Raw genomic sequence first — 23461 nt, forward strand, 5'->3', positions numbered from 1 at the left:
ACATGACACGCGTTCAACTCTGTGATCTTCACGTGATCTACGCGGCATTAACTTGTGACAAGTGATCGGTAGCCGCTACGTTCACGGATCAACAGCGGCGCGAAGGTTTGGCCCAAGCTTCACGCGCCGCGGTCATTGCTGTCTCGCGAAAGGCCCTCCGCATGCTCTCCGGGAACGGTCGTCACCGTCGCCCCCGCCAGGCTCCGGCTCTCCTCGTCGCGGCCGGAGTGACCGGCTCCGCCATCGCGATCCCGCTGTTCGCCGCGGGAGGCGCCAGCGCCGCCGACGGGACCACCTGGGACAAGGTGGCGCAGTGCGAGACGGGTGGCTCCTGGAGCGAGAACAGCGGCAACGGCTTCTACGGCGGCCTGAAGCTGTCCCAGGCGGACTGGGAGAAGTACGGCGGCCTCGACTACGCCCCCAGGGCCGACCTGGCCAGCCGCAACCAGCAGATAGCCGTCGCCGAGAAGCTCCTGGACGCCGAGGGCGTCGGCGCCTTCCACACCTGTGGACTGACGTCGGGGCTGAGCAAGGACTCCGGTTCGGCCGACGTGGACACCGGTATCGGGGGCGGCTCGTCCGACTCGTCCGGTTCGTCTGACGGTTCCGGCTCCACCGGTTTGTCCAATTCATCGGGCAACACGTCGGACGACACCTCCGGCGGCTCCGTCTCGTCGGACGCGTCCGGTTCGCCTTCGGCCTCCCCCGGCTCTTCTTCGCATTCCACCGGCAAGTCCAGCAAATCGGACAGTTCGGCCTCGCCTTCCGCCTCGACGCCGAGCGCGTCGCAGGGGGCCGCCGGCTCCTCCGCGGGGCGGGCGAAGAGTGACGAGTCGGACAATTCCCGGCAGGCCCTGGGCTCTTGGAGCCTCGTCGACACCGGGGCCGTCGACTCCGCGGCCACCGGCGGCGGCACCGGCAAGCACCGCGGCGCCACCGCCGACGAGAGTGCCGACGGGGGCGCCGTGAAGCCCGCCGCGCACGACTCGTACACCGTCCGCACGGGCGACACTCTCGCCTCCATCGCCGACTCCCTTGACGTGGACGGCGGATGGCGCGCCATCTATGACGCGAACAAGCAGGCCATCGGTACCGACCCGAACCACATCTTCACCGGTCAGACCCTGGATCTCCCTGCCGAATAGGGCGAAATACGGCGGGAGTTCACGTCACGCTTCGCGCTGAATGTCCGTTTTGGCGAAAGTGTGGGATGAGTCTCAGAAGCCCTGATCGTCTTTGAAATTCCGCGGATTCCGTGTCTACGGTCATGACCGCTCGGCAACCCGAGCCCCGTCTGCCGCAACGCCGAATCCTGCCAGTGGCCGTACGGGAACAGTCGTCGCTTGACAGCGCCGTAGGCAGGAGCGGGGGACCCAAGGTAAGTGCCCCACCGGGTGGTTGACGGTGGTGGCTCGGGGTGTAGCCGCGGCTCGCGAGAGCGAGGCCGCGGCCGGGCAACTCAACCGGCCCGAACCCGACAGCTCACCTCGCAGGCGTCGGTGAGGGGATCCACCATGCTGTTTTCCGGCAAGGGCAAGCACCGTCGTCCGTCCAAGGCCACCCGCGCCGCCGCGCTCGCCGGTGTCACCGGTGTCGCCATCGCCGCCCCGCTGATGGCGGCCGGCAACGCCTCCGCCGCCACCGCCTCCGAGTGGGACGCGGTCGCCCAGTGCGAGTCGGGCGGCAACTGGTCCATCAACACCGGCAACGGCTACTACGGCGGTCTGCAGTTCTCCGCCTCCACCTGGGCCGCGTACGGCGGCACCGCCTACGCCGCGCAGGCCAACCAGGCCTCCAAGGCGCAGCAGATAGCCGTCGCCGAGAAGGTTCTCGCCTCCCAGGGCAAGGGCGCCTGGCCGGTCTGCGGCACGGGCCTGTCCAGCGCCGCCTACAACGGCTCCAGCGCCTCCACCGGCTCGTCGGGCAGCACCGCCACCCGCTCGACCACCGAGCAGCAGGCCTCCCGCTCCTCCGAGCGTCCGGCCCCCAAGAAGTCGACCAAGACCGTCACCACCCCGACCGGCAAGAAGGTCAAGAAGGGTGACGGCGAGTACAAGGTCGTCAAGGGCGACACGCTCAGCTCCATCGCCGCCGAGCACAAGGTCAAGGGCGGCTGGAAGAAGCTGTTCGACCTGAACAAGGGCATCGTCGAGGACGCCAACCTGATCTACCCCGGTCAGCAGCTGCACCTGAAGTAAGAGACAGTCGAACCACAGGCCCCGCACATCCGTGTCCCCCACAGTGGAGGCACGTGAGGGCCACCCCCGTCCCCACGGGCTCCCCGCTCCGGTGCGTCTTCCCCCGTACGCACCGGAGCGGGGTTTTTTCTCTGCCCGTCGCCGACCCGTCGTCTGCCCGTCGTCGCCCGGGATACATGCTGTGTTCACCCTCCTTTGTTCCGGGCGTGAACAATAGGTACCGTCTGTCCTTGTCCACGGGACGGTCGGTCGGCTGGCCGATGGCCCCGGGGCGGTTAGGCTCTAGTCGCAAGGCCGAGGTAGGGCCTAAAAAGGCCCGCGTGCCCCGCACAACCAGCGTCACATCCAAGAAGGAGATGCTCGTGCCGTCCATCGACGTCGTCGTAGCCCGGGAAATCCTCGACTCGCGAGGGAACCCCACCGTCGAGGTCGAGGTCGGCCTCGACGACGGCAGCACGGGTCGTGCCGCCGTCCCGTCCGGCGCCTCCACGGGCGCCTTCGAGGCCATCGAGCTCCGCGACGGTGACCCCAACCGCTACAAGGGCAAGGGTGTCGAGAAGGCCGTCCTCGCCGTCATCGAGCAGATCGGCCCGGAGCTGGTCGGCTACGACGCCACCGAGCAGCGCCTGATCGACCAGGCCATGTTCGACCTGGACGCCACCGACAACAAGGGCTCGCTCGGCGCCAACGCCATCCTCGGCGTCTCGCTCGCCGTCGCCCACGCCGCCTCCGAGGCCAGCGACCTCCCGCTCTTCCGCTACCTGGGCGGCCCGAACGCGCACCTGCTGCCGGTGCCGATGATGAACATCCTGAACGGCGGCTCGCACGCCGACTCCAACGTGGACATCCAGGAGTTCATGATCGCCCCGATCGGCGCGGAGACCTTCTCCGAGGCCCTGCGCTGGGGCGCCGAGGTGTACCACACCCTGAAGTCCGTGCTGAAGTCCAAGGGCCTGGCCACCGGCCTCGGCGACGAGGGCGGCTTCGCCCCGAACCTGGGCTCCAACCGTGACGCCCTCGACCTGATCCTCGAGGCCATCAAGCAGGCCGGGTACGTCCCCGGCGAGCAGATCGCCCTCGCGCTCGACGTCGCCGCCTCCGAGTTCTACAAGGACGGCAAGTACCAGTTCGAGGGCAAGGACCGCTCGGCCGCCGAGATGACGGAGTACTACGAGGAGCTCGTGGCGGCCTACCCGCTCGTCTCCATCGAGGACCCGCTGTTCGAGGACGACTGGGCCGGCTGGAAGGTCCTCACCGACAAGCTCGGCGACAAGGTGCAGATCGTCGGCGACGACCTGTTCGTCACCAACCCCGAGCGCCTGGCCCGCGGCATCGAGGAGGGCACCGCCAACGCCCTGCTGGTCAAGGTCAACCAGATCGGCTCGCTGACCGAGACCCTGGACGCCGTCGAGCTGGCCCAGCGCAACGGCTTCAAGTGCATGATGTCCCACCGCTCCGGCGAGACCGAGGACGTCACCATCGCCGACCTCGCCGTCGCCACCAACTGCGGCCAGATCAAGACCGGCGCCCCGGCCCGCTCCGAGCGCGTCGCCAAGTACAACCAGCTGCTGCGCATCGAGGAGATCCTCGACGACGCCGCGGTGTACGCCGGCCGCAGCGCCTTCCCCCGCTTCAAGGGCTGAGCCGCAAAGGGTCAATCCTGCGCCAGTCGTACGTACGTCCCCGTACCGGTCCCGTACCGTGTGCGGGGACGTACGCACGTGTGAACGGCATGAACGGGAGGCGGGGACATGGCCGTGAAGGACCGGGACCGGTTCTCCACCGCGACCAGGCTCAAGCTGCTCGGCGAGCAGACGGCGGCCCGGGTCTACCGCTCCCAGACCAAACGGCAGGCCCGCCGCTCCCGGCTGACGGGCCGGGCCGCGCTGCTCGCCCTGGTGCTGTGCACCCTGGTGGTGGCCCTTGCCTACCCGATAAGGCAGTACGTCTCCCAGCGCGCCGAGATCTCCGACCTGCAGCGCCAGAAGCAGCAGGCGGCGGAGCGGGTCGAGCAGCTGCGCGACCTCAAGGCGCGCTGGCAGGACGACTCCTACGCCGAGCAGCAGATCCGGCAGCGACTGCACTATGTGATGCCGGGCGAGACCGGATACGTCGTCATCGACCCGGACCGCGCCAGGCGGTCCCGCGCCGAACTGGGCGCCGCCGACCGCCCGTGGTACGCGAACGTCTGGGACGGGGTCGACAAGTCCGACGCCTCCGACCAGTGACCTGACCAGAAAGACAGTTCTCAGTGGAAACGCCTCCGCCGCCCACCCCGCGCACCGAGCCCACCGACGCCGACGTCGAGGCCTTCAAGCAGCAGCTCGGGCGGCCGCCGCGCGGGCTGCGCGCGATCGCCCACCGCTGCCCGTGCGGGCAGCCGGACGTCGTGGAGACGGCGCCCCGGCTGCCGGACGGCACGCCCTTCCCGACGACGTACTACCTGACGTGCCCGCGCGCCGCCTCGGCGATCGGCACGCTGGAGGCGAACGGCGTCATGAAGGAGATGACGGAGCGGCTGCAGACCGACCCGGAGCTGGCCGCCGCGTACCGTGCCGCGCACGAGGACTACATCCGGCGGCGGGACGAGATCGAGGTGCTCGAGGGCTTCCCGAGCGCTGGCGGCATGCCGGACCGGGTGAAGTGCCTGCACGTGCTGGTGGGGCACTCCCTGGCCGCCGGCCCGGGCGTCAACCCGCTGGGCGACGAGGCGATCGCGATGCTGCCCGAGTGGTGGCGCAAGGGCCCCTGCGTGCAGCCGCTGGCGGCTCCGGACCCGGCGGACGAGTTCCCCGGTGAGGAGGCCGAGGAGGACCCGACCGTGATCCGCAGCGGCTTCTTCTCGGCTCGGCCGATGACACCCAGGGGCTTCAGCCGGGTCGCCGCCGTCGACTGCGGCACCAACTCCATCCGGCTGCTGGTCGCCGACGTCAACCCCGGCACCGGCGAACTGCTGGAGCTGGACCGGCGCATGACGATCGTGCGGCTCGGCCAGGACGTGGACCGCACCGGCCGACTGGCGCCGGAGGCGCTGGAGCGGACCTTCGCGGCCTGCCGGGAGTACGCGGAGGTGATCCGCGACCTGGGCGCCGAGAAGGTGCGTTTCGTGGCCACCTCGGCCTCTCGCGACGCCTCCAACCGGGACGACTTCGTGCGGGGCGTCGTCGACATCCTCGGCGTCGAGCCCGAGGTGATCTCCGGCGAGCAGGAGGCGGAGTTCTCCTTCACGGGCGCGACCAACGAGCTGAAGGGCCGCGACGACCTCGCCCGGCCCTACCTGGTCGTGGACATCGGCGGCGGTTCGACCGAGTTCGTCGTGGGCGAGGACCACGTGCGGGCGGCGCGCTCGGTCGACGTCGGCTGCGTGCGGATGACCGAGCGTCACCTGGTGGCCGACGGCGCCGTCACCGACCCGCCCACCGAGGAGCAGATCGCGGCCATGCGGGCCGACATCGAGCGGGCCCTGGACCTCGCGGAGGAGACGGTCCCGCTCGGCGAGGCGCGGACGCTGGTCGGGCTCGCCGGATCGGTGACCACGGTGTCGGCCATCGCCCAGGAGCTGCCCGAGTACGACTCCGCGCGCATCCACCACTCCCGCGTCTCGCGCGAGCGCGTCCGCGAGATCACCGACCGGATGCTGCACTCCACCCACGCCGAGCGCGCGGCCGTGCCCTCCATGCATCCGGGGCGCGTCGACGTCATCGCCGCCGGGGCCCTCGTCCTGCTGTCGATCATGGAGCGGACGGGCGCCGAGGAGGTCGTCGTCAGCGAGCACGACATCCTCGACGGCATCGCGTGGTCGGTGGCGTAGGTCTCGATTGTTACCGATGGGTAGCTCTCTGACGAGCAGGTCGGATAGCGTATGAGCATCACGGAGGGGCCTTCACGGGCCCCTCCGTGACGTGTCGTCGGGAAAGTTCGTGAAGTTCTTCACAAGGAATTCCGTCCCCGGGAACCATGAAACGGTCCCGGTTGGGCCTTTCGAGGGTCCAACGACCCCTTGAACATGTTCAGAATCGTGGTATGAAGGGGCTCCCGGAGGTCCTCGCGGAGGGGTGTTTCGGAGGGCTCACCGCACGTCGTCGGGCCCGGAGAGGCAGCTCACGCGGCATTGACAACGGGTCGTAACGGACCCGGCCCGAAGGTCCGCGCCATGACCTGCGTCACGTGGGTCGCGGAGGATAACACACCCCCTGTCGGAGCTTGTGAAGGGGCGCACGAGCTACCCCCCTGAGACGGGTGGATACTCGATGCCATGAGCACCACGGAGCGTCCCAGGATCCTCGTAGTAGGCGGTGGGTACGTAGGCCTGTACGCAGCTCGGCGCATCCTCAAGAAGATGCGCTACGGCGAGGCGACCGTCACGGTCGTCGACCCCCGGTCGTACATGACCTACCAGCCCTTCCTCCCCGAAACCGCAGCCGGCAACATCTCCCCGCGCCACGTCGTCGTCCCGTTGCGACGCGTGCTGCCGAAGGCGGAGGTCCTCACCGGCCGCGTCACCACCATCGACCAGGACCGCAAGGTGGCCACGATCTCCCCGCTGGTCGGTGAGGCGTACGAGCTGCCCTTCGACTACCTGGTGATCGCGCTCGGCGCGGTCTCCCGCACCTTCCCGATCCCCGGCCTCGCCGAGCAGGGCATCGGCATGAAGGGCATCGAGGAGGCCATCGGCCTGCGCAACCACGTGCTGGAGCAGCTCGACAAGGCCGACTCCACCACGGACGAGGAGATCCGCCGCAAGGCCCTCACCTTCGTCTTCGTCGGCGGCGGCTTCGCCGGTGCGGAGACCATCGGTGAGGTCGAGGACATGGCCCGCGACGCGGCCAAGTACTACAAGAACGTCTCCCGCGAGGACATGCGGTTCATCCTCGTCGACGCCGCCGACAAGATCCTGCCCGAGGTCGGCCCCAAGCTGGGCGCCTATGGCAAGGAGCACCTGGAGAGCCGCGGCGTGGAGATCTACCTCTCCACCTCGATGGACTCCTGCGTCGACGGTCACGTGGTGCTGAAGAACGGCCTCGAGGTCGACTCCAGCACCATCGTGTGGACCGCCGGTGTGAAGCCCAACCCGGCGCTGGGCCGCTACGGCCTGCCGCTCGGCCCCCGCGGTCACGTGGACTGCGAGCCGACCCTCCAGGTCAAGGGCACCGACTACATCTGGGCCGCCGGCGACAACGCCCAGGTCCCGGACCTCGTCGGCCGCAAGGCGGGCAACGAGAACGCCTGGTGCCCGCCGAACGCCCAGCACGCGCTGCGTCAGGCCAAGGTCCTCGGCGACAACGTGATCTCCGGTATGCGGGGCTTCCCGCAGACGGACTACAGCCACGCCAACAAGGGTGCGGTGGCCGGTCTCGGCCTCCACAAGGGCGTCGCGATGATCGTCATGGGCAAGATGAAGATCAAGCTCAAGGGCCGTCTCGCCTGGTACATGCACCGTGGCTACCACGGCATGGCGATGCCGACCTTCAACCGCAAGATCCGCGTCTTCGCCGACTGGACCCTCGGCATGTTCCTCAAGCGCGAGGTCGTCTCCCTGGGCGCCATGGAGAACCCGCGCGAGGAGTTCTACGAGGCCGCCAAGCCCGTCCCGGCGGCGGCGAAGCAGGAGAAGACCGAGGCCAAGGCCTCCTGACCGGACTCCGGTCGACGAACGAACCGAAGGACCTCCCGCCATCCGTGGTGCGGGAGGTCCTTCGGCGTTCGGACACCGAGGTCGGACTCCGAATGGGCGACCCAAGTAGATGGGCCCTGCACCTTTTTGCATATTCGTGACGCCTCCGGGGGACTGCACAGTCGCCCGGGTTTTGTTTACGTGCTGCTGGGCAGTCCGGGATCGCCTGTCACGGAGGTGTGCGCCATGGCCGACGCCGCGTCGCGGCTGAAGAGCCTCGTCGAACAGTTGCTGGGAGTGCCGTTGCCGGTGCGCATCCGCGCCTGGGACGGTTCGCAGGCGGGGCCGCCGGACGCGCCGGCCCTGGTCGTGCGCAACCGCCGCGCGGTACGCCGCCTGCTGTGGAAGCCGGGGGAACTCGGGCTCGCCCGGGCCTGGGTCGCCGGGGACCTCGACATCGAGGGGGACCTGTACGCCGCCCTCGACCTCATGGCGGAGCTGGTGTGGGAGCGCGGGGAGGACGCCCGGAGCCTGCCGCAGATGCTGCGGGATCCCGAGGTGCGGGCCGCCGTACGCGGCCTCGTGAAGGTCGCCGGGCTGCCGCTGCCGCCCGCGCCGCCCCGCGAGGAGGTCCGCAGGGCCCGCCACCTGCACACCAAGCGCACCGACAAACGCGCCATCAGCCACCACTACGACGTCGGCAACGACTTCTACGAGATCGTCCTCGGCCCGTCGATGGTCTACTCGTGCGCCTACTGGCCCTCCCCGGACGCCACTTTGGAACAGGCCCAGCACGACAAGCTCGAACTCGTCTGCCGCAAGCTCGGTCCGAGGCCGGGACAGCGGCTCCTCGACGTCGGCTGCGGCTGGGGCTCCATGGCCATCCACGCGGCCCGTGAGCACGGCGTGCACGTCGTCGGCATCACGCTCTCCCACGAGCAGGCCGCCTACGCCCGCAAGCGCGTCGCCGACGAGGGACTGACCGACCGGGTGGAGATCCGGGTGCAGGACTACCGGGACGTCGCCGACGGCCCGTACGACGTCATCTCGTCGATCGGGATGGCCGAACACGTCGGCGCGGACCGGTACCTGGAGTACGCCGAGAACCTGCACCGGCTGCTGCGGCCGGGCGGACGGCTGCTGAACCACCAGATCGCGCGCCGGCCGCAGCGCGACGAGTCGGCGTACGACGTCGACGAGTTCATCGACGCCTACGTCTTCCCCGACGGCGAGCTCGCGCCCCTCGGCACGACCGTCACCCAGCTCGAACGCGCCGGGTTCGAGGTGCGCGACGTCGAGTCCATCCGCGAGCACTACGGGCTCACCCTGCGCCGGTGGGTGGCCAACCTGGAGGCCCAGTGGCCGCGCGCGATGCGGCTCGCGGGGCCGGGACGCGCCAGGGTGTGGCGGCTGTACATGGCCGCCTGCGCCCTCGCCTTCGAGCACAACCGCATCGGCGTCAACCAGGTGCTGGCCGTACGGACGCCGCGGGACGGCGGGTCCGGGATGCCGCTGCGGGCCCGGACCTGGGGCGCGGACCCCTCGTAGCGGAGCCCGGGAGCACGTACGACGGGGCCCCGTCCGCCTACCGGACGGGGCCCCCTCGCGTCGTGCCGCTACTCCGACTTGATCGCCGTCAGCATGTTCAGTCGGGCCGCCCGCCGGGCCGGCCACAGGGCCGCCAGAATGCCGACCGTCGCCGCGAGCAGCAGGAAGACGGCCATCCTCGCCCAGGGCAGGACCAGTTCGTACGTCGCCATCTTCGTGCCGAGCAACTGGCCGGCCGCCCAGCCGAAGAAGACGCCCAGACCGATGCCGAGCACGCCGCCGAACAGGGAGATGACCAGGGACTCCAGGCGGACCATGCGCTTGATGCCCTTGCGGTCGAGGCCGATCGCGCGGAGCATGCCGATCTCCTGCGAGCGTTCGAAGACCGACATGGCCAGGGTGTTGATGACGCCGAGGACCGCCACGATCACCGCCATGGCCAGCAGGCCGTAGAGCATGTTCAGCATCAGCGTGAACATCTGCGCGATGTCGTTCGACAGGTCCTGCTTGCTCTGGACCTTGATCGCCGGGTTGGTGCCGAGGGCCTTCTCCAGCTTGTCCTTCGTGGCGCTCGACGCCCCGTCGGCCGTCTTGACCAGGACCTGCATGTCGCCGGGGTCGGTCATGTGCGGGGTGACGACCGCCTTGTCCAGCAGGATGCCCCTGATCAGCTCGTTGCCCTCGTAGACCGCGGAGACGGTCAGGCGGGAGGACCCACCGTCCTCGTAGTGCGCGGTGAAGGCCGATCCGGCCTTCCAGCCGTGCGACTCGGCCGTGTCCTTGTCGACGACGACCCGCGTGCCGCCCACCCTGAAGGTGCCCTGGTCGACCTTGAGGTCGGTCAGCTCGCCGATCGCGGGGCCGTTCACCCCGGTCAGGGACTCGCCCGTGCCGTCGATGCGCGAGTAGACGTTGCGCAGCGGGCTGGTGGCGGTCACGCCGCCGGTGACGCCCAGCTTCTTGTCGACGTCCGGCGAGAGCTCGTTGCCGTTCGCCATGGAGACCACGTAGTCGGCCCTGATCGCGGAGGAGGCCATCTTGTCGATCGACTTCTGCAGGCTGCCCGCCATCACCGTCATGCCGGTGATGAGGGTGAGCCCGATCATCAGCGCGGAGGCGGTGGCCGCGGTGCGGCGCGGGTTGCGCACCGAGTTCTGGCGGGCCAGCTTGCCCGCGACCCCGAAGATCCTGAGCACCGGCGCGGCGGCCGCGATCAGCGGGCGCGACAGCAGCGGCGTGAGGATGAAGACGCCGATGATCAGCAGGACCGCGCCGAGGCCCATCGGGGCCTGACCGTCCGAGCCGTCCATCGTCGTGGCGGCCAGGACCACCGCGACGCCCGCGGCACCGAACAGCGCGCCCAGCGTGTTGCGCAGCACCAGCGACTTGGTCGTCGCCTGGGCGTGGATGCTGCTCATCGCGGCGACCGGCGGGATCTTCGCGGCCCGGCGGCCGGGCAGCCAGGCCGCCAGCATGGTGATGACGATGCCGACCGCGAGGGCGCTCGCGACCGTGCCCGGCGTGATCACCAGCGGCCCGTCCGGGACGGTGGCGCCGAGGGTGCCCATCAGCGAGCGCAGGCCGGCACCGATGCCGATGCCCGCGACCAGGCCCGTGATGCCCGCGACCGTGCCGACCACGAACGCCTCGATCAGCACCGACCGGGTGACCTGGCGGCGCGAGGCGCCGACCGCGCGCATCAGCGCGAGTTCCCGGGTGCGCTGGGCGACCAGCATGGTGAAGGTGTTGGCGATGATGAAGGTGCCGACGAAGAGCGCGATGCCCGCGAAGACCAGCAGGCCCTGCTTCAGCCCGCTCATCGAGGAGGAGATCTGCTCGGCCTGGTCGGCGGCGAGCTTGTGGCCGGTGGTGGTCTCCACCAGCTCGGTGCCCAGCGCCTGGTCCAGCCCGGCCTTCAGCGCGGTCTGGGAGGTGCCGGCGGCGGCCTTCACGTCGATCTCGTCGTACGTGCCGGGCTTGCCGAACAGCTTCTGGGCGGTGGCCGTGTCGAACAGGGCGAGGCTGCCGCCGGCGGCGACGTTGCCGTCGTCGGTGGTGAAGACGCCGCTGATCGTCGGGGTGAGGACCGGGCCGTCGACGGACAGCCGGACCGTGTCGCCGACCTTGTACCCGGCGCGTTCGGCCGTCTTGGCGTCGATGGCGACCTGGTGCGCGCCGTGCGGCGCGCTGCCGGACTTCAGCGGGTACCGGGCGTCCTTGTCGCCCCAGTAGTTGCCGCCCTGCGACTGGAAGCCGCGGCCGATGAGCTTGCCGTGCTTGTCGGCGATGGCGGTGAAGCCGTTGACGACGCCGACCGCGGAGGCCGCGCCCGGCACCTTCGCGCTCCTGTCGAGCATGGCCTGGGTCAGCTCGGGCGTCTTGCTGATCGTGTTGCCCTTGTCCGCCTGGGACTTGGCGGACACGGCGACGTCGACCCGGTCGAAGCCCTTGGCCGAACTGTTCTGGTAGGCATCGGAGATGGTGTTGGTGAAGACCAGGGTCCCGGAGACGAACGCGACGCCGAGCATGACGGCGAGCACGGTCATCAGCAGCCTGGCCTTGTGCGCGAGCACGTTGCGCAGGGCGGTGCGGAACATCAGCTGGTACGGCCCTTCGCGTCGAACTGCTTCATGAAGTCCAGGACGGACTCCGCCGTGGGGCCGTACATGTGGTCGACGATCCGTCCGTCCGCGAGGAAGACCACCCGGTCCGCGTACGCGGCCGCCACCGGGTCGTGGGTCACCATCACCACCGTCTGCCCCAGTTCCCGCACGGAGTTGCGCAGGAAGCCCAGGACCTCGGCGCCGGAGCGGGAGTCGAGGTTTCCGGTCGGCTCGTCGCCGAAGATGATGTCCGGCCTGGAGGCGAGGGCGCGGGCGACGGCGACGCGCTGCTGCTGGCCACCGGAGAGCTGGGCGGGGCGGTGGCCGAGCCGGTCGCGCAGGCCCACCATCTGGATGACCGTCTCCAGCCACTGCTTGTCCGGCTTGCGGCCCGCGATGTCCATCGGGAGGGTGATGTTCTCCAGGGCCGTGAGCGTCGGCAGCAGGTTGAACGCCTGGAAGATGAAGCCGATCTTGTCCCGGCGCAACTTGGTGAGCTGCTTGTCCTTGAGCGAGCCCAGCTCGGTCTCGCCGATGCGCACGGAACCCGAGGAGAAGGTGTCGAGGCCGGCCACGCAGTGCATCAGCGTGGACTTGCCCGACCCGGAGGGGCCCATGATCGCGGTGAACTCGGCCTGTCGGAAGTCCACGGAGACGCGGTCCAGGGCGACCACCTGGGTCTCGCCCTGTCCGTAGATCTTCGAAAGATCCGTGGCGCGTGCGGCCACGGTCGCGGTGGACCGGTCGGCGACGGGTGTGGTGGTCACGGGAAGGGGCTCCTCGAGGGACGTCGTCTGGAAGGGACGTGTTCCATCGTGGCCGCCGTACGGGCCCGTGTAGTCAGTCGCAGTTCCGGTTCCGGGGGGCGACTCGGGTCTGACCCGGTGCCGCGGTGTCATACCTGGGGATGACGGGCATCCCTGACGGCCGGGTGTGGGGCAAGCGCTTGCGCGGGCCGACGTCGAGAACCGGTGGAGCACCCTCGTTCGGGCGGTGAAATTCCGTCATTCCGTATACGCGGGCGAGCGTCGCGCGGAAGGCTATTGGCAAGTGCTGATGGCGTGTTCCAGGTGCTGATGCACCCTCAGACGTCAATAAAATAAGACAACATCGGTCCGCGGTTCCGCTGTTCGGGGGAGGCATCCCGATAGGCTCGGACCCTCGACGCGGAGCCCATGGCCTGCCCGGATGGTGGAATGCAGACACGGCGAGCTTAAACCTCGCTGCCCCTTCGCGGGCGTGCCGGTTCAAGTCCGGCTCCGGGCACTACCGCGCCCACGGGACGAAGCGTTCCGTGGCGAGTCGTCACCCTTCGTGCACGGCTCAGCCTTCGTGCACGGCTCAGCCTTCGTGCACGGCTCAGCCTTCGTACACGGTGAGAACGGCGCCGTCGACCTCTATCCGGCGGCCCGGGCGCAGTCCGCCGCGCAGTTTCTCCAGACAGCTGTGGAACAGCTCCAGTTCCTCGGTGTCCAGGATCGCGGCGGCCAGGTCGACGAGTTCGGCCACCGCTCCTTCGGTGAGTACCTCGGGCAGTTCGCCCGAGAGCAGGACGACCGATTGGCCGGCCGGTCCGCGGACCACGGCCGTGGCCGGTCCGCCATGCACGAACAACACACTTCCCCCCAGGGGCCCGGCGTGGTCGTGGGGCGGCTCACGCTTCTCGGGCAGGACGAGAGACTAGCGGGGGATCTCTGTGCTTTCGGGCGAGTTGAAATCTTTTTCCGTGTTGACGGAAGGCGGTGCGTTCGAGGGTCGGAAGCTGCCCGTCCGTGCTCGCCGGGTGTCGTAAGTCGGTTCGGGCGCCCGTCACTTCTCCGGTGTGCGGGGGGCCGAGCGGTCCAGCAGGGACTCCACCAGGGCGGCCACGTGCCGGCGGTCGTCGGACGAGAGTCTCTGGACGCTGGCGATGAGCAGGTCGACCTCGGGGTCGGTGGCGCCGGTGTCCGCGCCGGCGGTGTCCGGGCTGCCGTAGACGTGGATGCCGCAGGCCTCGGCGGCGGCGCGGCGCACGGTGTCCAACGGGAGTTCCAGTCCCTTGGACAGTCCCTCCAGGGTTGCCGACTGGGGCATGCGGACGACGCGTTCGGTGGTGGCGAGGTGGTGGACGGTGGAACGCGGGATGCCGCCGCGGCGTGCGACCTCGCCGTAGGACCAGCCCTTGCGGTCGAGGCGGTCACGGATCAACTGCTGCAGTGCGTTGGCCACTGGTGGGTCACTTCCTGCTGGCTGTGTCGGCTGAACCGTCCATGTCGGGGCCGATTCTACGGTCGGGTCCCGGGGTCGCCGAAAGGGTGATTCACCGAACGGGTTGCGCAACCGCCCCGCGAGGCCCTAGTGTCCAATCTCGTTGGACAGCCCGTCCGACCAGATTGGACAGAGTCCGGGGGGAACCTGACGCTGTCTGATCGGAAGTGCCCATCCCTGAGGGGGAATTGATCATGATGGACGCCAACGAGCTTGAGGCCGAGTCCGCGGAGCTGCTGCCGGGTCGCGAGGCCCTGGGCCGCCTGAAGTTCAGCTTCGGCAAGACGGTGAACGTCACCAAGCACGTCGCCCACATCTCGGCGCACAACGAGTCCGCGGCCCTCAACGACCACTCCTCGTGGTCCGTGGCCGACTCCGGTGCCGCCCAGAACATCATCGTCCAGCAGTAACGCTCGCGCTCCACCTCACCACCAACCCGAGAACACCGAAAGGACATCCGTCATGAGCATGGACATGCGCGAGCTGGACACCGAGAGCGCCGAGCTGCTGCCGGGCCGTGAGGCCCTGGGCCGGCTGAAGTTCAGCTTCGGCAAGACGGTGAACGTCACCAAGCACGTCGCCCACATCTCGGCGCACAACGAGTCCGCGGCCCTCAACGACCACTCCTCGTGGTCGGACGCCCAGTCGCAGGCCACGCAGAACATCACCGTCCAGCAGTAGCGGCACCCGCTACCGAGGCGGCCAGGGGGCGGACCGTGTGCACCTGACGGCCAGGTCCGCCCCCACGGCGCGTTCCGGGGGGAGCCCGTCGCGCTTCCGGGGGGAAGCGGCGGGTCCGGGGGAGGCGCCGAGGACTCTGGGGGGAGACCACGCATGACAGTGCTCGGCAATGGTCCGACGGCGCTGTACGACACCGGGCCGGTGCCCGGACCCGGCGGCTGGCCGGTTACCTACGAGCAGGTCGCGACGGGCAAGCTGCCCGTCGTCGAACAGCCGCCGGAACCGGCCCCGCGGCTGAGCGCGGGGCTGCAACTGCACGGCGAGTACCAGGGGTCGGGCTTCACCGACCCCCGGTACATCGCCCGTCGGGGGGACGGGCAGGTCGTGCAGCTGTCCCGGCTGCTGTACCTGGTGGCATCGAGCATCGACGGCGTCCGCGACGCCGAGACGATCGCCCACCGGGTCAGCGCGCGGTTCGGCCGCGAGGTCAGCGGCGACAACGTCCGCTACCTGGTGGAGAACAAGCTCCAGCCGCTCGGCGTGACGGTGCCCGCCGGCCAGGAGGACGACGAGGTCGACGCCCCGCGCTCCGACCTGCTGCTCGCCCTCAAGGGCCACCGGGTCATCTTCAACGAGAAGCGGACGGCGCGGATCGCCGCGGCCTTCGCCTGGCTGCACCGGCCGGCCGTCGTCGTGGCCGTCCTGCTGTCGGCGGTGGCCATGGACGTGTGGCTGTTCGGCTTCTTCGGGGCGATCGAGCCGGTCCTGCAGGTCCTCGACCAGCCGGTGCTGATCCTCATCGTCTTCGTGCTGACGGTGGCCTCGCTCGTCTTCCACGAGTTCGGCCACGCCTCCGCCTGCACGTACGGCGGTGCCCGGCCCGGCTGCATCGGCTGCGGGCTGTTCCTCATCTGGCCGTCGATGTACACCGACGTGACGGACGTCTACCGGATCGGGCGGGGCGGGCGCATCCGCACCGACCTGGGCGGGGTGTACTTCAACGTCGTCTTCATGCTGGCCATGGCCGGGGCGTACTTCGCGACCGGGATGCAGTTCTTCCTGGCCGCGGTGTACCTCGGGCACTTCGAGATCCTCGAACAGCTGATGCCGGCCGTCCGGCTGGACGGCTACTACATCCTGGGCGACCTCGCCGGGGTGCCGGACCTCTACGGCAAGATCAAGCCGATCCTGCTGAGCCTGCTGCCGGGCGCGAAGGGGAAGGCGGCCCGCCAGGAGGTCGCGGGGCTGAAGAAGTCGGCGCGGCGCATCGTCGCCACGTGGGTGCTGACGATGGTGCCGCTGATCGTCGGCGAGCTGGGGTACGCGCTGTGGAACCTGCCGCGCATCCTGGCCACGATGACGCGGTCGCTGACCGAGCAGATCGTCGGTACGGGGGCCGCGTTCGGGGACGGGCGGATCGCCGAGGGGTTCGTCGGGGCGATCGGCTGCGTGATGCTGATGTGCCCCATGGCGGGTGTCGTCTATCTGTCCGTGAAGCTGGGCGGCCGGCTCTTCCGCGTCGCGAAGCGCTCCACGGCCGGCCGGCCCACCCTGCGGATCGTGGTGTGCGCACTCGCGCTGGCCGGGCTGACCGGGCTCAGCTATGCGTGGGTGTCCGGGATGACCCCGAAGCCGCTGCCGAAGCAGCCGCCGATCGCGCCCATCCTGCAGCCGGGCGTGTCCACGGAGTCTCCGGGCCCCCAGGACGCCTCGACGCCGGGCGGGCGCGGCTCGCACGACTCCTCCGGTATCGGCGCCTCGCTGTCGCCGTCGGCGTCGCCGGGCGCGTCCGGACTGCACGGCAGTCCTTCGCCGGGAGCGTCGGGGAGCGCGTCCGCCAGGTCCTCGACCTCGCCGTCGGCCTCGAAGTCGACCCGGCCGGGCGGGAGCTCGTCGTCGTCCAGGACGGACGGCCCGGGGACCGGCCCGACCCCGACGTCCTCCGCCCCCGGCGGCGGCCCGTCGGGTCCGCAGCCGTCGCCGACCCCCTCGGAGAGCGTGCCGCCCTCACCCACCGATGCCCCCTCGTCGCCACCGGCCAGCGCCTCACCGGCGGCGACCTGAGCGTCGCCTCCGTGGCCTCGGCGGGGTGGACGTCCCCGTCCGGCCACGGCGGCGACACCACCGGCACGGCGGTTCCGGGCGGGGGTCCGTACGGCGGTGCGGTGGCTTGGGGACGGGCCACCGCACCGGCCTCCACGGCCCAGGCCCCCGTACCCCCCGCCGCGGTTCCCGGAGCCGAGTCGGCGCGGCCCCGGAGGACTCGTCCACCGGCATCGCTTCCGCCTCACACAGTCCGTACCCGATCCATCCAGCGAGGAGATCAGTTCCTTGAGCAGTCATCGAAAAGCACGACCAGTCAGCAACCCGTTGACCCGTCGCGCCCTCGGCATAGGCCTGTTCGCCGCCGGCGTCGCCGGCGCCGCGACGGCCGTGCCGGCGCAGGCCGCGAGCGGGGTCACGCATGCCGCCGTCGTCTCGGACCACGTCTTCAGCCACGTCGACCGGGCGCACCACACGCAGGCCCGCGACTCGTTCACCATCCGCCAGTTCGGCACGGTGAACGCCGCCAGCGCCCGCAACCAGGCCAACGCCGTCTCGGCCGGCTGCTCGGCCGACGACGCCTGCCGTTCGGTGGCGCTGTCCTTCCAGATCGTCACCGTCGCCGGTGAGCACGCGCACCTGCGGGCCGTGAACATCAGCGACGCCGCGAACAAGGAGTGCACCGGCTGCCAGACGCTCGCCGGCGCCTACCAGTTCGTCGTCTCCACGCCCCGGCCCCTCACCCTGGACGCCACGGCCCAGGGCAAGCTGGCCGACATCCACCGCCGACTGGACGCGCTCACCAGGTCCTCCGTCTCCGCCGCCGACCTGAAGAAGCAGGCCGACGGTCTGGCCGCGGAGGTCAGCGCGGTCCTGAAGGACGCCGTGGCCGGCGCCCCGAAGGGCGACACGCAGCCGGACGTCACCCTCCACCGGCAGCTGGACGGCTGGCCGCCGGCCGCCTGACCCGCAGGACTCCGACCGCCGCGCCGACCCCCAGAGGTGCGGCGGTCGGCCATTGACATCCCGTGCCCGCGAGCGCAGACTCACCTCCAGAATTCAGGTGAACAAAACTTCACCAAACGAACCAGACCCATTCCACTCGACGAACCCAGTGGCTACCCGAAGGGAACGCCCGATGCGTACCACCGTCGGCATCATCGGAGCCGGCCCCGCCGGCCTCCTCCTCGCCCGGCTGCTCCACAACGCCGGCATCGACTCGGTCGTCCTGGAGAGCCACGACCGCGCCTACGTCGAGCAGCGCCAGCGCGCCGGGATCCTGGAGCAGGGCACGGTGGACGTGCTGCGGGCGGCCGGCGCCGGGGAGCGGATGGACCGGGAAGGGCTCCGGCACGACGGCATCGAGCTGCGGTACGACAAGAAGCGCCACCGCGTCGACTTCCCCGCCCTCACCGGCGGCCGGTCGGTGATGGTCTACGCCCAGACCGAGGTGTGCAAGGACCTCATCGCCCTCCAGCTCAAGGAGGGCGGCCCGCTGCTGTTCGAGGCGGAGGCGCTGGCCGTCGAGGGCGCGGACACCGACAGCCCGTCCGTCCGCTTCCGGCACGAGGGAAGGGAGGAGGTGCTGGAGTGCGAGTACGTCGTCGGCTGCGACGGGTTCTGGGGGGTGGCCAGGAAGGCGATCCCCGCCGAGCTGGTCCGCGTGTTCGAGCGCACGTACCCCTTCGGCTGGCTCGGTGTCCTCGCGGACGTGCCGCCCTCCCACGACGAGCTCGTCTACGCCCGCCACGACCGCGGCTTCGCCCTGCTGTCCATGCGCTCCCCCTCCGTGTCCCGGCTCTACCTCCAGGTCCCCGAGGGCACGGACGCCGGGGACTGGTCCGACGAGGAGATCTGGGACGAGCTGGAGCGCCGCTTCGAGACCGAGGACGGGTGGCGGCTGGAGCGCGGGCCGATCACCCAGAAGTCGGTGACGCCGATGCGGTCCTACGTCCACGAGCCCATGCGCCACGGCCGTCTCTTCCTGGCCGGGGACGCCGCCCACATCGTCCCGCCGACCGGCGCGAAGGGGCTGAACCTGGCCGTCGGCGACGTCGTGACCTTCGCGCGGGCGCTGTCGTACCGGACGAGGACCGGATCGGACGCGCTGCTCGACGCCTACTCCGAGACCTGCCTGCGCCGCGTCTGGCAGGCCGAGCGGTTCTCGTACGACATGACGACGATGCTGCACCCGGCCCCGGGCGCCGCGCCCTTCGACGACCGCCTCCAGCTCGCCCGTCTCGACCGGATCGCGACCTCCCCGGCCGCCGAGACCGACCTGGCCGAGGGGTACACCGGCTTTCCCCTGGACGACGGCCGTGTGGACCCCTCCGGTGAGGGGAATCACGGACCCGCGTAGCGTGTTGCGCAGCATGGCGGGGGAAAGATCCTCCCCAAGCACTAGAGGCATTTCTTTGCCTACCTATTACTCTTGAGCCAAGGCCGCGACGTGTGGCCATGGAGGAGTGAAATGAGGAGCAGAAACCCGGTCTTCTCGCGACGGGGGTTCAGCCGCGACAACGGCTACGCGGGCTTCAACACCGCGCCGCAGGCCGGGGGACCCGCTGTGGGCACGCAGGCCAACCCGTACGGACAGCAGTACGGCAACCCCTACGCACAGAACCCGTACGCCCAGCAGGACCTGCAGAACGGCGCCCCGCCCCAGGCCCCGGCCACCACCGGCCGGATGACCATGGACGACGTCGTCCTGCGCACCGCGTCCACGCTCGGCACCCTGATCGTCACGGCCGCGCTTGCCTGGGCGCTGCTGCCGGTCGACGACGCCCACATCAACCGCTCGTACGGCATCGGCTTCGTCGCGATGATCGTCGGCATGGTCCTGGCGTTCGTCCAGTCCTTCAAGCGCACGGCCTCGCCGGCCCTGATCCTGTCGTACGCCGCGTTCGAAGGCGTCTTCCTCGGCGTGCTGTCCAGCATCGTCGACAACCGCATCGCGAGCGGCGCGGCCATGCAGGCCGTGATCGGCACGATGGCGGTGTTCGCCGGTGTGCTGGTGGCGTACAAGGCGGGCTGGATCCGCGTCAACCGCCGCTTCTACGGCTTCGTGATGGCGGCCGCGCTCGGCTTCGTGCTGCTGATGATGGTGAACCTGCTGTTCGCCGTCTTCGGCGGCGGTGACGGACTCGGCTTCCGCAGCGGCCCGCTCGGCATCTTCTTCGGCGTCGTCGGCATCATCCTCGGCGCCTGCTTCCTCGCCCTGGACTTCAAGCAGGTCGAGGACGGCATCGCCTACGGCGCGCCGAAGAACGAGGCGTGGCTGGCGGCCTTCGGGCTCACGCTGACGCTGGTGTGGATCTACATGGAGTTCCTGCGGATCATCGCGATCCTCAACAGCAACGACTAGCTCGCGCCGGTCGTACGGCAAAGGGCCCGGGTCGCCTGACCGGGGCCCTTCGTCATGTCGTGGTGCGCGCCTAGAGCAGTTTGCGCGCTGCCCTCCTCAGGTCGTATTCGTGGACGATCGCCTTCGCGTGGCCGTACGCGAGGTTGTGCTCGTGGCGGAGCCAGCTGACCTTTTCCTCGAAGCGGAAGAGGGCGGGGCCTTCTTCTACGGTGCGCAGCCAGTCGGACACTTCACGACCGGTGCAGTGGGGGATGCGGGCGAGCATGTTGCGGTGGGTCTCCTCGGAGAGGACGTGGGACATCGGCGCCTCCGGACGCAAAGGGGATGTAAGCCGGTCCTTCAGGTCACGGTGCCTGAGCGTTCGCCTGTTGGCAACAGTCCGGAGGTCCCGCGTACGCTCCTTCTGTGGTTGATACGACGCCCCTGACACGTGCCGTGGATCATTTCGCCGACCGGTTGAGGGCGGCGCCGCAGAGCCGGCTCCAGCGCGGGGCCGCCGCCGAGGCGCTGGAACTGGCCAGGGAGTTGGCCCGTCGGACGCAGGCCGTGGAGGAGCCGGGCACCCCGCTCAGGGAGATGCCGGACGCGGGGATGTTCGCGGCCGCGGACCAAATCACCGTCGCCGCACACGACTTGGCCCTCGTCCTTGTGGACGAGGGTCAGGTGGAAGAGGCCGTGGAGCTCGTGGCGCACGCGCAGCAGCGGGCCGGCGTCTGATCGCTACAGCGACGCTATGACCCGGTCCGCGAGGATGTAGACGTTCTCCTCGCCGCACGCGAATGTCAGCGTGTACGCGCCCGAGACGCCCGAGCCGCCCAGCAGGACGGGGGTCTCGCCCGCGCGCAGGGCCGCCGCCAGGCGTTCGGCCGTCTCGCGATGGCCCGGGGTCATGCACAGGGTGGTGCCGTCGGCGAAGACGTAGACGTCGAGGGTGCCGAGGGGGCCGGGGCGGACGTCGGCCAGTTCGACGCGGGACGCGGCGAGTTCCTCCAGGGTGGCCACCGTGCGCTCATGGTCGTTCACCACCGGCGACTGGACCGGGACGAAGTCCGGGTGGGAGGGGTGCCGGCGACGGGCCGCGGCCAGTTCGGGGGAGTCGGCAGCGAACTCGTCGCCGTCCGTGGACGGCTCGGTCACCGACTCCAGCGGCTCCAGGCCCACGAAGTCGCTCTGCCGGGGCAGGAACAGCTCGCTGTCCGGCAGGCCCAGCAGGGAGGGGGCGTCGGAGACGTCACGGGCTTCTTGGGCGGCCCAGAAGGCGCGGGCCTCGGCCAGTTCGCGCTCGCGCTCCTCGGCGAGCGCCTCGGCGACCGCGGCGCGTATCTCGTCGGCCTCGGTGGACAGGCGGGCCGCCGGCACCAGACCGTGCGGGGCGCGCTGTTCGGCGAGCTGGGTGTGCAGAGCGGCGACCTCACGGCGCAGCACCATGAGGGTGCGCAGCACGGCGACGCCCACGGCGCCCGTGGCGGCCGTGATGAGCAGCAAGGCGATCGGCATGGCGCTCACTGACGTACTCCCGGTTCAAAGTCGACCCCCGACTTCCTACATCAGCTTGAAGGGCGGACTAACCAGCTGTCAGTGCGTAACGTCACGAATCGGACAGGACTTTGGGCCCGCGGTCCCCAGGGTGACGGCGCTGACCTGCGTGGTTCTCTCCGGTTAGGGAGATAGGTCACATCCTGGGGGAGATTGGATCACAAAACGGCCCGAAGTCCAGGGGTGTCCCGAACTCCGGGCCACAGGCTCACCAGGTGTGCCTCGGTGGTTACGGAGGGCTCAGCTCAGGCGCTCGATGACCATCGCCATGCCCTGGCCGCCGCCGACGCACATGGTCTCCAGGCCGAACTGCTTGTCGTGGAACTGGAGCGAGTTGATGAGCGTGCCGGTGATGCGGGCGCCGGTCATGCCGAAGGGGTGGCCGACGGCGATGGCGCCGCCGTTGACGTTCAGCTTCTCCAGCGGGATGCCGAGGTCGCGGTAGGAGGGGATCACCTGGGCGGCGAACGCCTCGTTGATCTCGACCAGGTCGATGTCGCCGATGGTCAGGCCGGCGCGGCTCAGCGCCTGCTTGCTCGCCTCGACGGGGCCGAGACCCATGATCTCGGGGGACAGGCCGGAGACACCGGTCGACACGATGCGGGCGAGCGGGGTGAGGCCGAGCTCGCGGGCCTTGGTGTCGCTCATGATGACGACCGCGGCGGCACCGTCGTTCAGCGGGCAGCAGTTGCCCGCGGTGACCATGCCGTCGGGGCGGAAGACGGGCTTGAGGCCCGCGACGCCGTCCATGGTGACGCCGGCGCGGGGCCCGTCGTCCTTGCTGACGACCGTGCCGTCGGGGAGGGTCACCGGGGTGATCTCGCGCTCCCAGAAGCCGTTCTTGATGGCTTCCTCGGCGAGGTTCTGCGACCGGACGCCGAACTCGTCCATGTCCTGGCGGGTGACGCCCTTGAGGCGGGCCAGGTTCTCGGCGGTCTGGCCCATCGCGATGTAGGGGTCGGGCACCAGGCCGTCCTCGCGCGGGTCGTGCCAGGTGGTGTTCTCCTGCGCGGCGACCTCGGCGGTGCGGGCCTCGGCGTCGGCGAAGAGCGGGTTGTGCGTGTCGGGAAGGCTGTCGGAGTTGCCCTTCACGAACCGGGAGACCATCTCGACGCCGGCCGAGATGAAGACGTCGCCCTCGCCGGCCTTGATGGCGTGCAGGGCCATGCGGGAGGTCTGCAGGGAGGAGGAGCAGTACCGGGTGATCGTGCAGCCCGGCAGGTGGTCCATGCCCATCTGCACGGCGACGATACGGCCGAGGTTGTTGCCCTGCTCGCCGCCGGGCAGGCCGCAGCCGAGCATCAGGTCCTCGATGTCCTTCGGGTCCAGCTCGGGGACCTTGGCGAGGGCGGCCTGGATGATCGTGGCCGCGAGGTCGTCGGGGCGCAGGTCTTTCAGGGAGCCCTTGAAGGCGCGGCCGATGGGGGAGCGGGCGGTCGAGACGATCACGGCTTCGGGCATCACGGCTCCATTGGCGTACGGATGAGCATGGGCAGGGCTGGTTGGGAAGTTACCCGTACGTATGGGCAGGGTCACGCGTGCGACGGTGTGACCCTGACCGCAATTTTCTAAGCGCTTGCTTGGGCCTCCGGCGGTGGGGCGGGTATCGGTGCGGGTCGGTGGGGGT

Annotated in this window: 21 protein-coding genes, 1 tRNA gene, 1 pseudogene and 1 riboswitch; of the genes and pseudogenes, 16 read left to right on the forward strand and 7 right to left on the reverse strand. The window is 70.0% G+C overall.

Annotation, left to right across the window (positions count from 1 at the left end):
• Positions 1-161 precede the first annotated feature (161 nt).
• From ACQF4J_RS26855 to ACQF4J_RS26890, 8 genes and pseudogenes are all read left to right on the forward strand, one after another.
• Positions 162-1145, forward strand: coding sequence for a transglycosylase family protein (locus ACQF4J_RS26855; protein WP_427166952.1), 984 nt, complete (start codon positions 162-164; stop codon positions 1143-1145).
• 195 nt (positions 1146-1340) lie between these two features.
• A riboswitch (cyclic di-AMP (ydaO/yuaA leader) is annotated at positions 1341-1511 on the forward strand.
• A 3-nt stretch (positions 1512-1514) separates the two neighbouring features.
• Positions 1515-2198 carry a transglycosylase family protein gene (locus tag ACQF4J_RS26860; RefSeq protein WP_351565281.1) on the forward strand — a complete coding sequence of 228 codons (684 nt, stop codon included), beginning with the start codon at positions 1515-1517 and terminating at the stop codon, positions 2196-2198.
• Positions 2199-2554: 356 nt separating this feature from the next.
• A complete protein-coding gene (eno, locus tag ACQF4J_RS26865) occupies positions 2555-3841 on the forward strand; it encodes a phosphopyruvate hydratase (protein WP_058924887.1) in 1287 nt (428 codons plus the stop codon).
• 108 nt (positions 3842-3949) lie between these two features.
• Positions 3950-4426: an FtsB family cell division protein gene (locus tag ACQF4J_RS26870; RefSeq protein ID WP_351565284.1), complete on the forward strand. Its 477-nt coding sequence runs from the start codon at positions 3950-3952 to the stop codon at positions 4424-4426.
• A gap of 161 nt (positions 4427-4587) precedes the next feature.
• Positions 4588-4851 (forward strand): annotated as a pseudogene (locus ACQF4J_RS26875) (DUF501 domain-containing protein); the annotation flags it as partial.
• 201 nt (positions 4852-5052) lie between these two features.
• Positions 5053-6009: a Ppx/GppA phosphatase family protein gene (locus ACQF4J_RS26880; protein WP_351565531.1), complete on the forward strand. Its 957-nt coding sequence runs from the start codon at positions 5053-5055 to the stop codon at positions 6007-6009.
• A gap of 444 nt (positions 6010-6453) precedes the next feature.
• Positions 6454-7833 (forward strand): NAD(P)/FAD-dependent oxidoreductase, encoded by a 1380-nt coding sequence (locus ACQF4J_RS26885; RefSeq protein WP_351565287.1) that lies wholly within the window; start codon positions 6454-6456, stop codon positions 7831-7833.
• Positions 7834-8058: 225 nt separating this feature from the next.
• Positions 8059-9360, forward strand: a complete 1302-nt coding sequence (locus tag ACQF4J_RS26890) for a cyclopropane-fatty-acyl-phospholipid synthase family protein (RefSeq protein WP_351565289.1) — start codon at positions 8059-8061, stop codon at positions 9358-9360.
• Between the two features lie 68 nt (positions 9361-9428).
• On the opposite strand, the gene ACQF4J_RS26895 is transcribed toward ACQF4J_RS26890, so the two are convergent.
• Positions 9429-11957 (reverse strand): ABC transporter permease, encoded by a 2529-nt coding sequence (locus tag ACQF4J_RS26895; RefSeq protein WP_427166953.1) that lies wholly within the window; start codon positions 11955-11957, stop codon positions 9429-9431.
• Positions 11957-12730, reverse strand: a complete 774-nt coding sequence (locus tag ACQF4J_RS26900; RefSeq protein ID WP_351565295.1) for an ABC transporter ATP-binding protein — start codon at positions 12728-12730, stop codon at positions 11957-11959. Before ACQF4J_RS26900 ends, ACQF4J_RS26895 begins: the two co-directional genes overlap by 1 nt.
• A 415-nt stretch (positions 12731-13145) precedes the next feature.
• Here ACQF4J_RS26900 and ACQF4J_RS26905 point away from each other — a divergent pair.
• Positions 13146-13229, forward strand: a tRNA-Leu gene (locus tag ACQF4J_RS26905).
• 93 nt (positions 13230-13322) lie between these two features.
• Here ACQF4J_RS26905 and ACQF4J_RS26910 read toward each other — a convergent pair.
• Positions 13323-13571: a hypothetical protein gene (locus tag ACQF4J_RS26910; protein ID WP_351475495.1), complete on the reverse strand. Its 249-nt coding sequence runs from the start codon at positions 13569-13571 to the stop codon at positions 13323-13325.
• Positions 13572-13772: 201 nt separating this feature from the next.
• Entirely contained in the window at positions 13773-14171 is a 399-nt protein-coding gene (locus tag ACQF4J_RS26915; protein ID WP_351565298.1) for a helix-turn-helix domain-containing protein, read from the reverse strand.
• Between the two features lie 233 nt (positions 14172-14404).
• Between ACQF4J_RS26915 and ACQF4J_RS26920 the strand changes: the two genes are divergently transcribed.
• The 6 genes from ACQF4J_RS26920 (at position 14405) to ACQF4J_RS26945 (ending at position 20298) form a co-directional block, all read left to right on the forward strand.
• Positions 14405-14620 (forward strand): hypothetical protein, encoded by a 216-nt coding sequence (locus tag ACQF4J_RS26920; RefSeq protein WP_351565301.1) that lies wholly within the window; start codon positions 14405-14407, stop codon positions 14618-14620.
• A gap of 52 nt (positions 14621-14672) precedes the next feature.
• Positions 14673-14891, forward strand: coding sequence for a hypothetical protein (locus ACQF4J_RS26925; RefSeq protein WP_142152400.1), 219 nt, complete (start codon positions 14673-14675; stop codon positions 14889-14891).
• Between the two features lie 153 nt (positions 14892-15044).
• Positions 15045-16955, forward strand: coding sequence for a hypothetical protein (locus ACQF4J_RS26930; protein ID WP_351565304.1), 1911 nt, complete (start codon positions 15045-15047; stop codon positions 16953-16955).
• A 267-nt stretch (positions 16956-17222) separates the two neighbouring features.
• Positions 17223-17900: a hypothetical protein gene (locus ACQF4J_RS26935; RefSeq protein WP_351565307.1), complete on the forward strand. Its 678-nt coding sequence runs from the start codon at positions 17223-17225 to the stop codon at positions 17898-17900.
• A gap of 172 nt (positions 17901-18072) precedes the next feature.
• Entirely contained in the window at positions 18073-19293 is a 1221-nt protein-coding gene (locus ACQF4J_RS26940) for a 4-hydroxybenzoate 3-monooxygenase (RefSeq protein WP_351806297.1), read from the forward strand.
• A 111-nt stretch (positions 19294-19404) separates the two neighbouring features.
• Positions 19405-20298, forward strand: coding sequence for a Bax inhibitor-1/YccA family protein (locus tag ACQF4J_RS26945; protein ID WP_351565313.1), 894 nt, complete (start codon positions 19405-19407; stop codon positions 20296-20298).
• A 70-nt stretch (positions 20299-20368) separates the two neighbouring features.
• Here ACQF4J_RS26945 and ACQF4J_RS26950 read toward each other — a convergent pair whose 3' ends face one another.
• Complete coding sequence (locus ACQF4J_RS26950) at positions 20369-20599, reverse strand: DUF4287 domain-containing protein (protein WP_058924900.1); 231 nt, start codon at positions 20597-20599, stop codon at positions 20369-20371.
• A gap of 104 nt (positions 20600-20703) precedes the next feature.
• Here ACQF4J_RS26950 and ACQF4J_RS26955 point away from each other — a divergent pair, with 104 nt between their 5' ends.
• Positions 20704-21015 (forward strand): hypothetical protein, encoded by a 312-nt coding sequence (locus tag ACQF4J_RS26955; protein ID WP_351565316.1) that lies wholly within the window; start codon positions 20704-20706, stop codon positions 21013-21015.
• Between the two features lie 3 nt (positions 21016-21018).
• Here the strand turns inward: ACQF4J_RS26955 and ACQF4J_RS26960 are convergent, their stop codons facing one another.
• Together ACQF4J_RS26960 and ACQF4J_RS26965 are read right to left on the reverse strand one after the other, a co-directional pair.
• Complete coding sequence (locus ACQF4J_RS26960; protein WP_351565534.1) at positions 21019-21795, reverse strand: hypothetical protein; 777 nt, start codon at positions 21793-21795, stop codon at positions 21019-21021.
• Positions 21796-22074: 279 nt separating this feature from the next.
• The gene (locus tag ACQF4J_RS26965; protein WP_427166954.1) at positions 22075-23295 is read right to left on the reverse strand and encodes an acetyl-CoA C-acetyltransferase; all 1221 of its coding nucleotides are present in this window, start codon (positions 23293-23295) and stop codon (positions 22075-22077) included.
• Positions 23296-23461 lie beyond the last annotated feature (166 nt).

This window comes from Streptomyces sp. C1-1 (assembly GCF_050214755.1).
Lineage (GTDB): Bacteria > Actinomycetota > Actinomycetes > Streptomycetales > Streptomycetaceae > Streptomyces.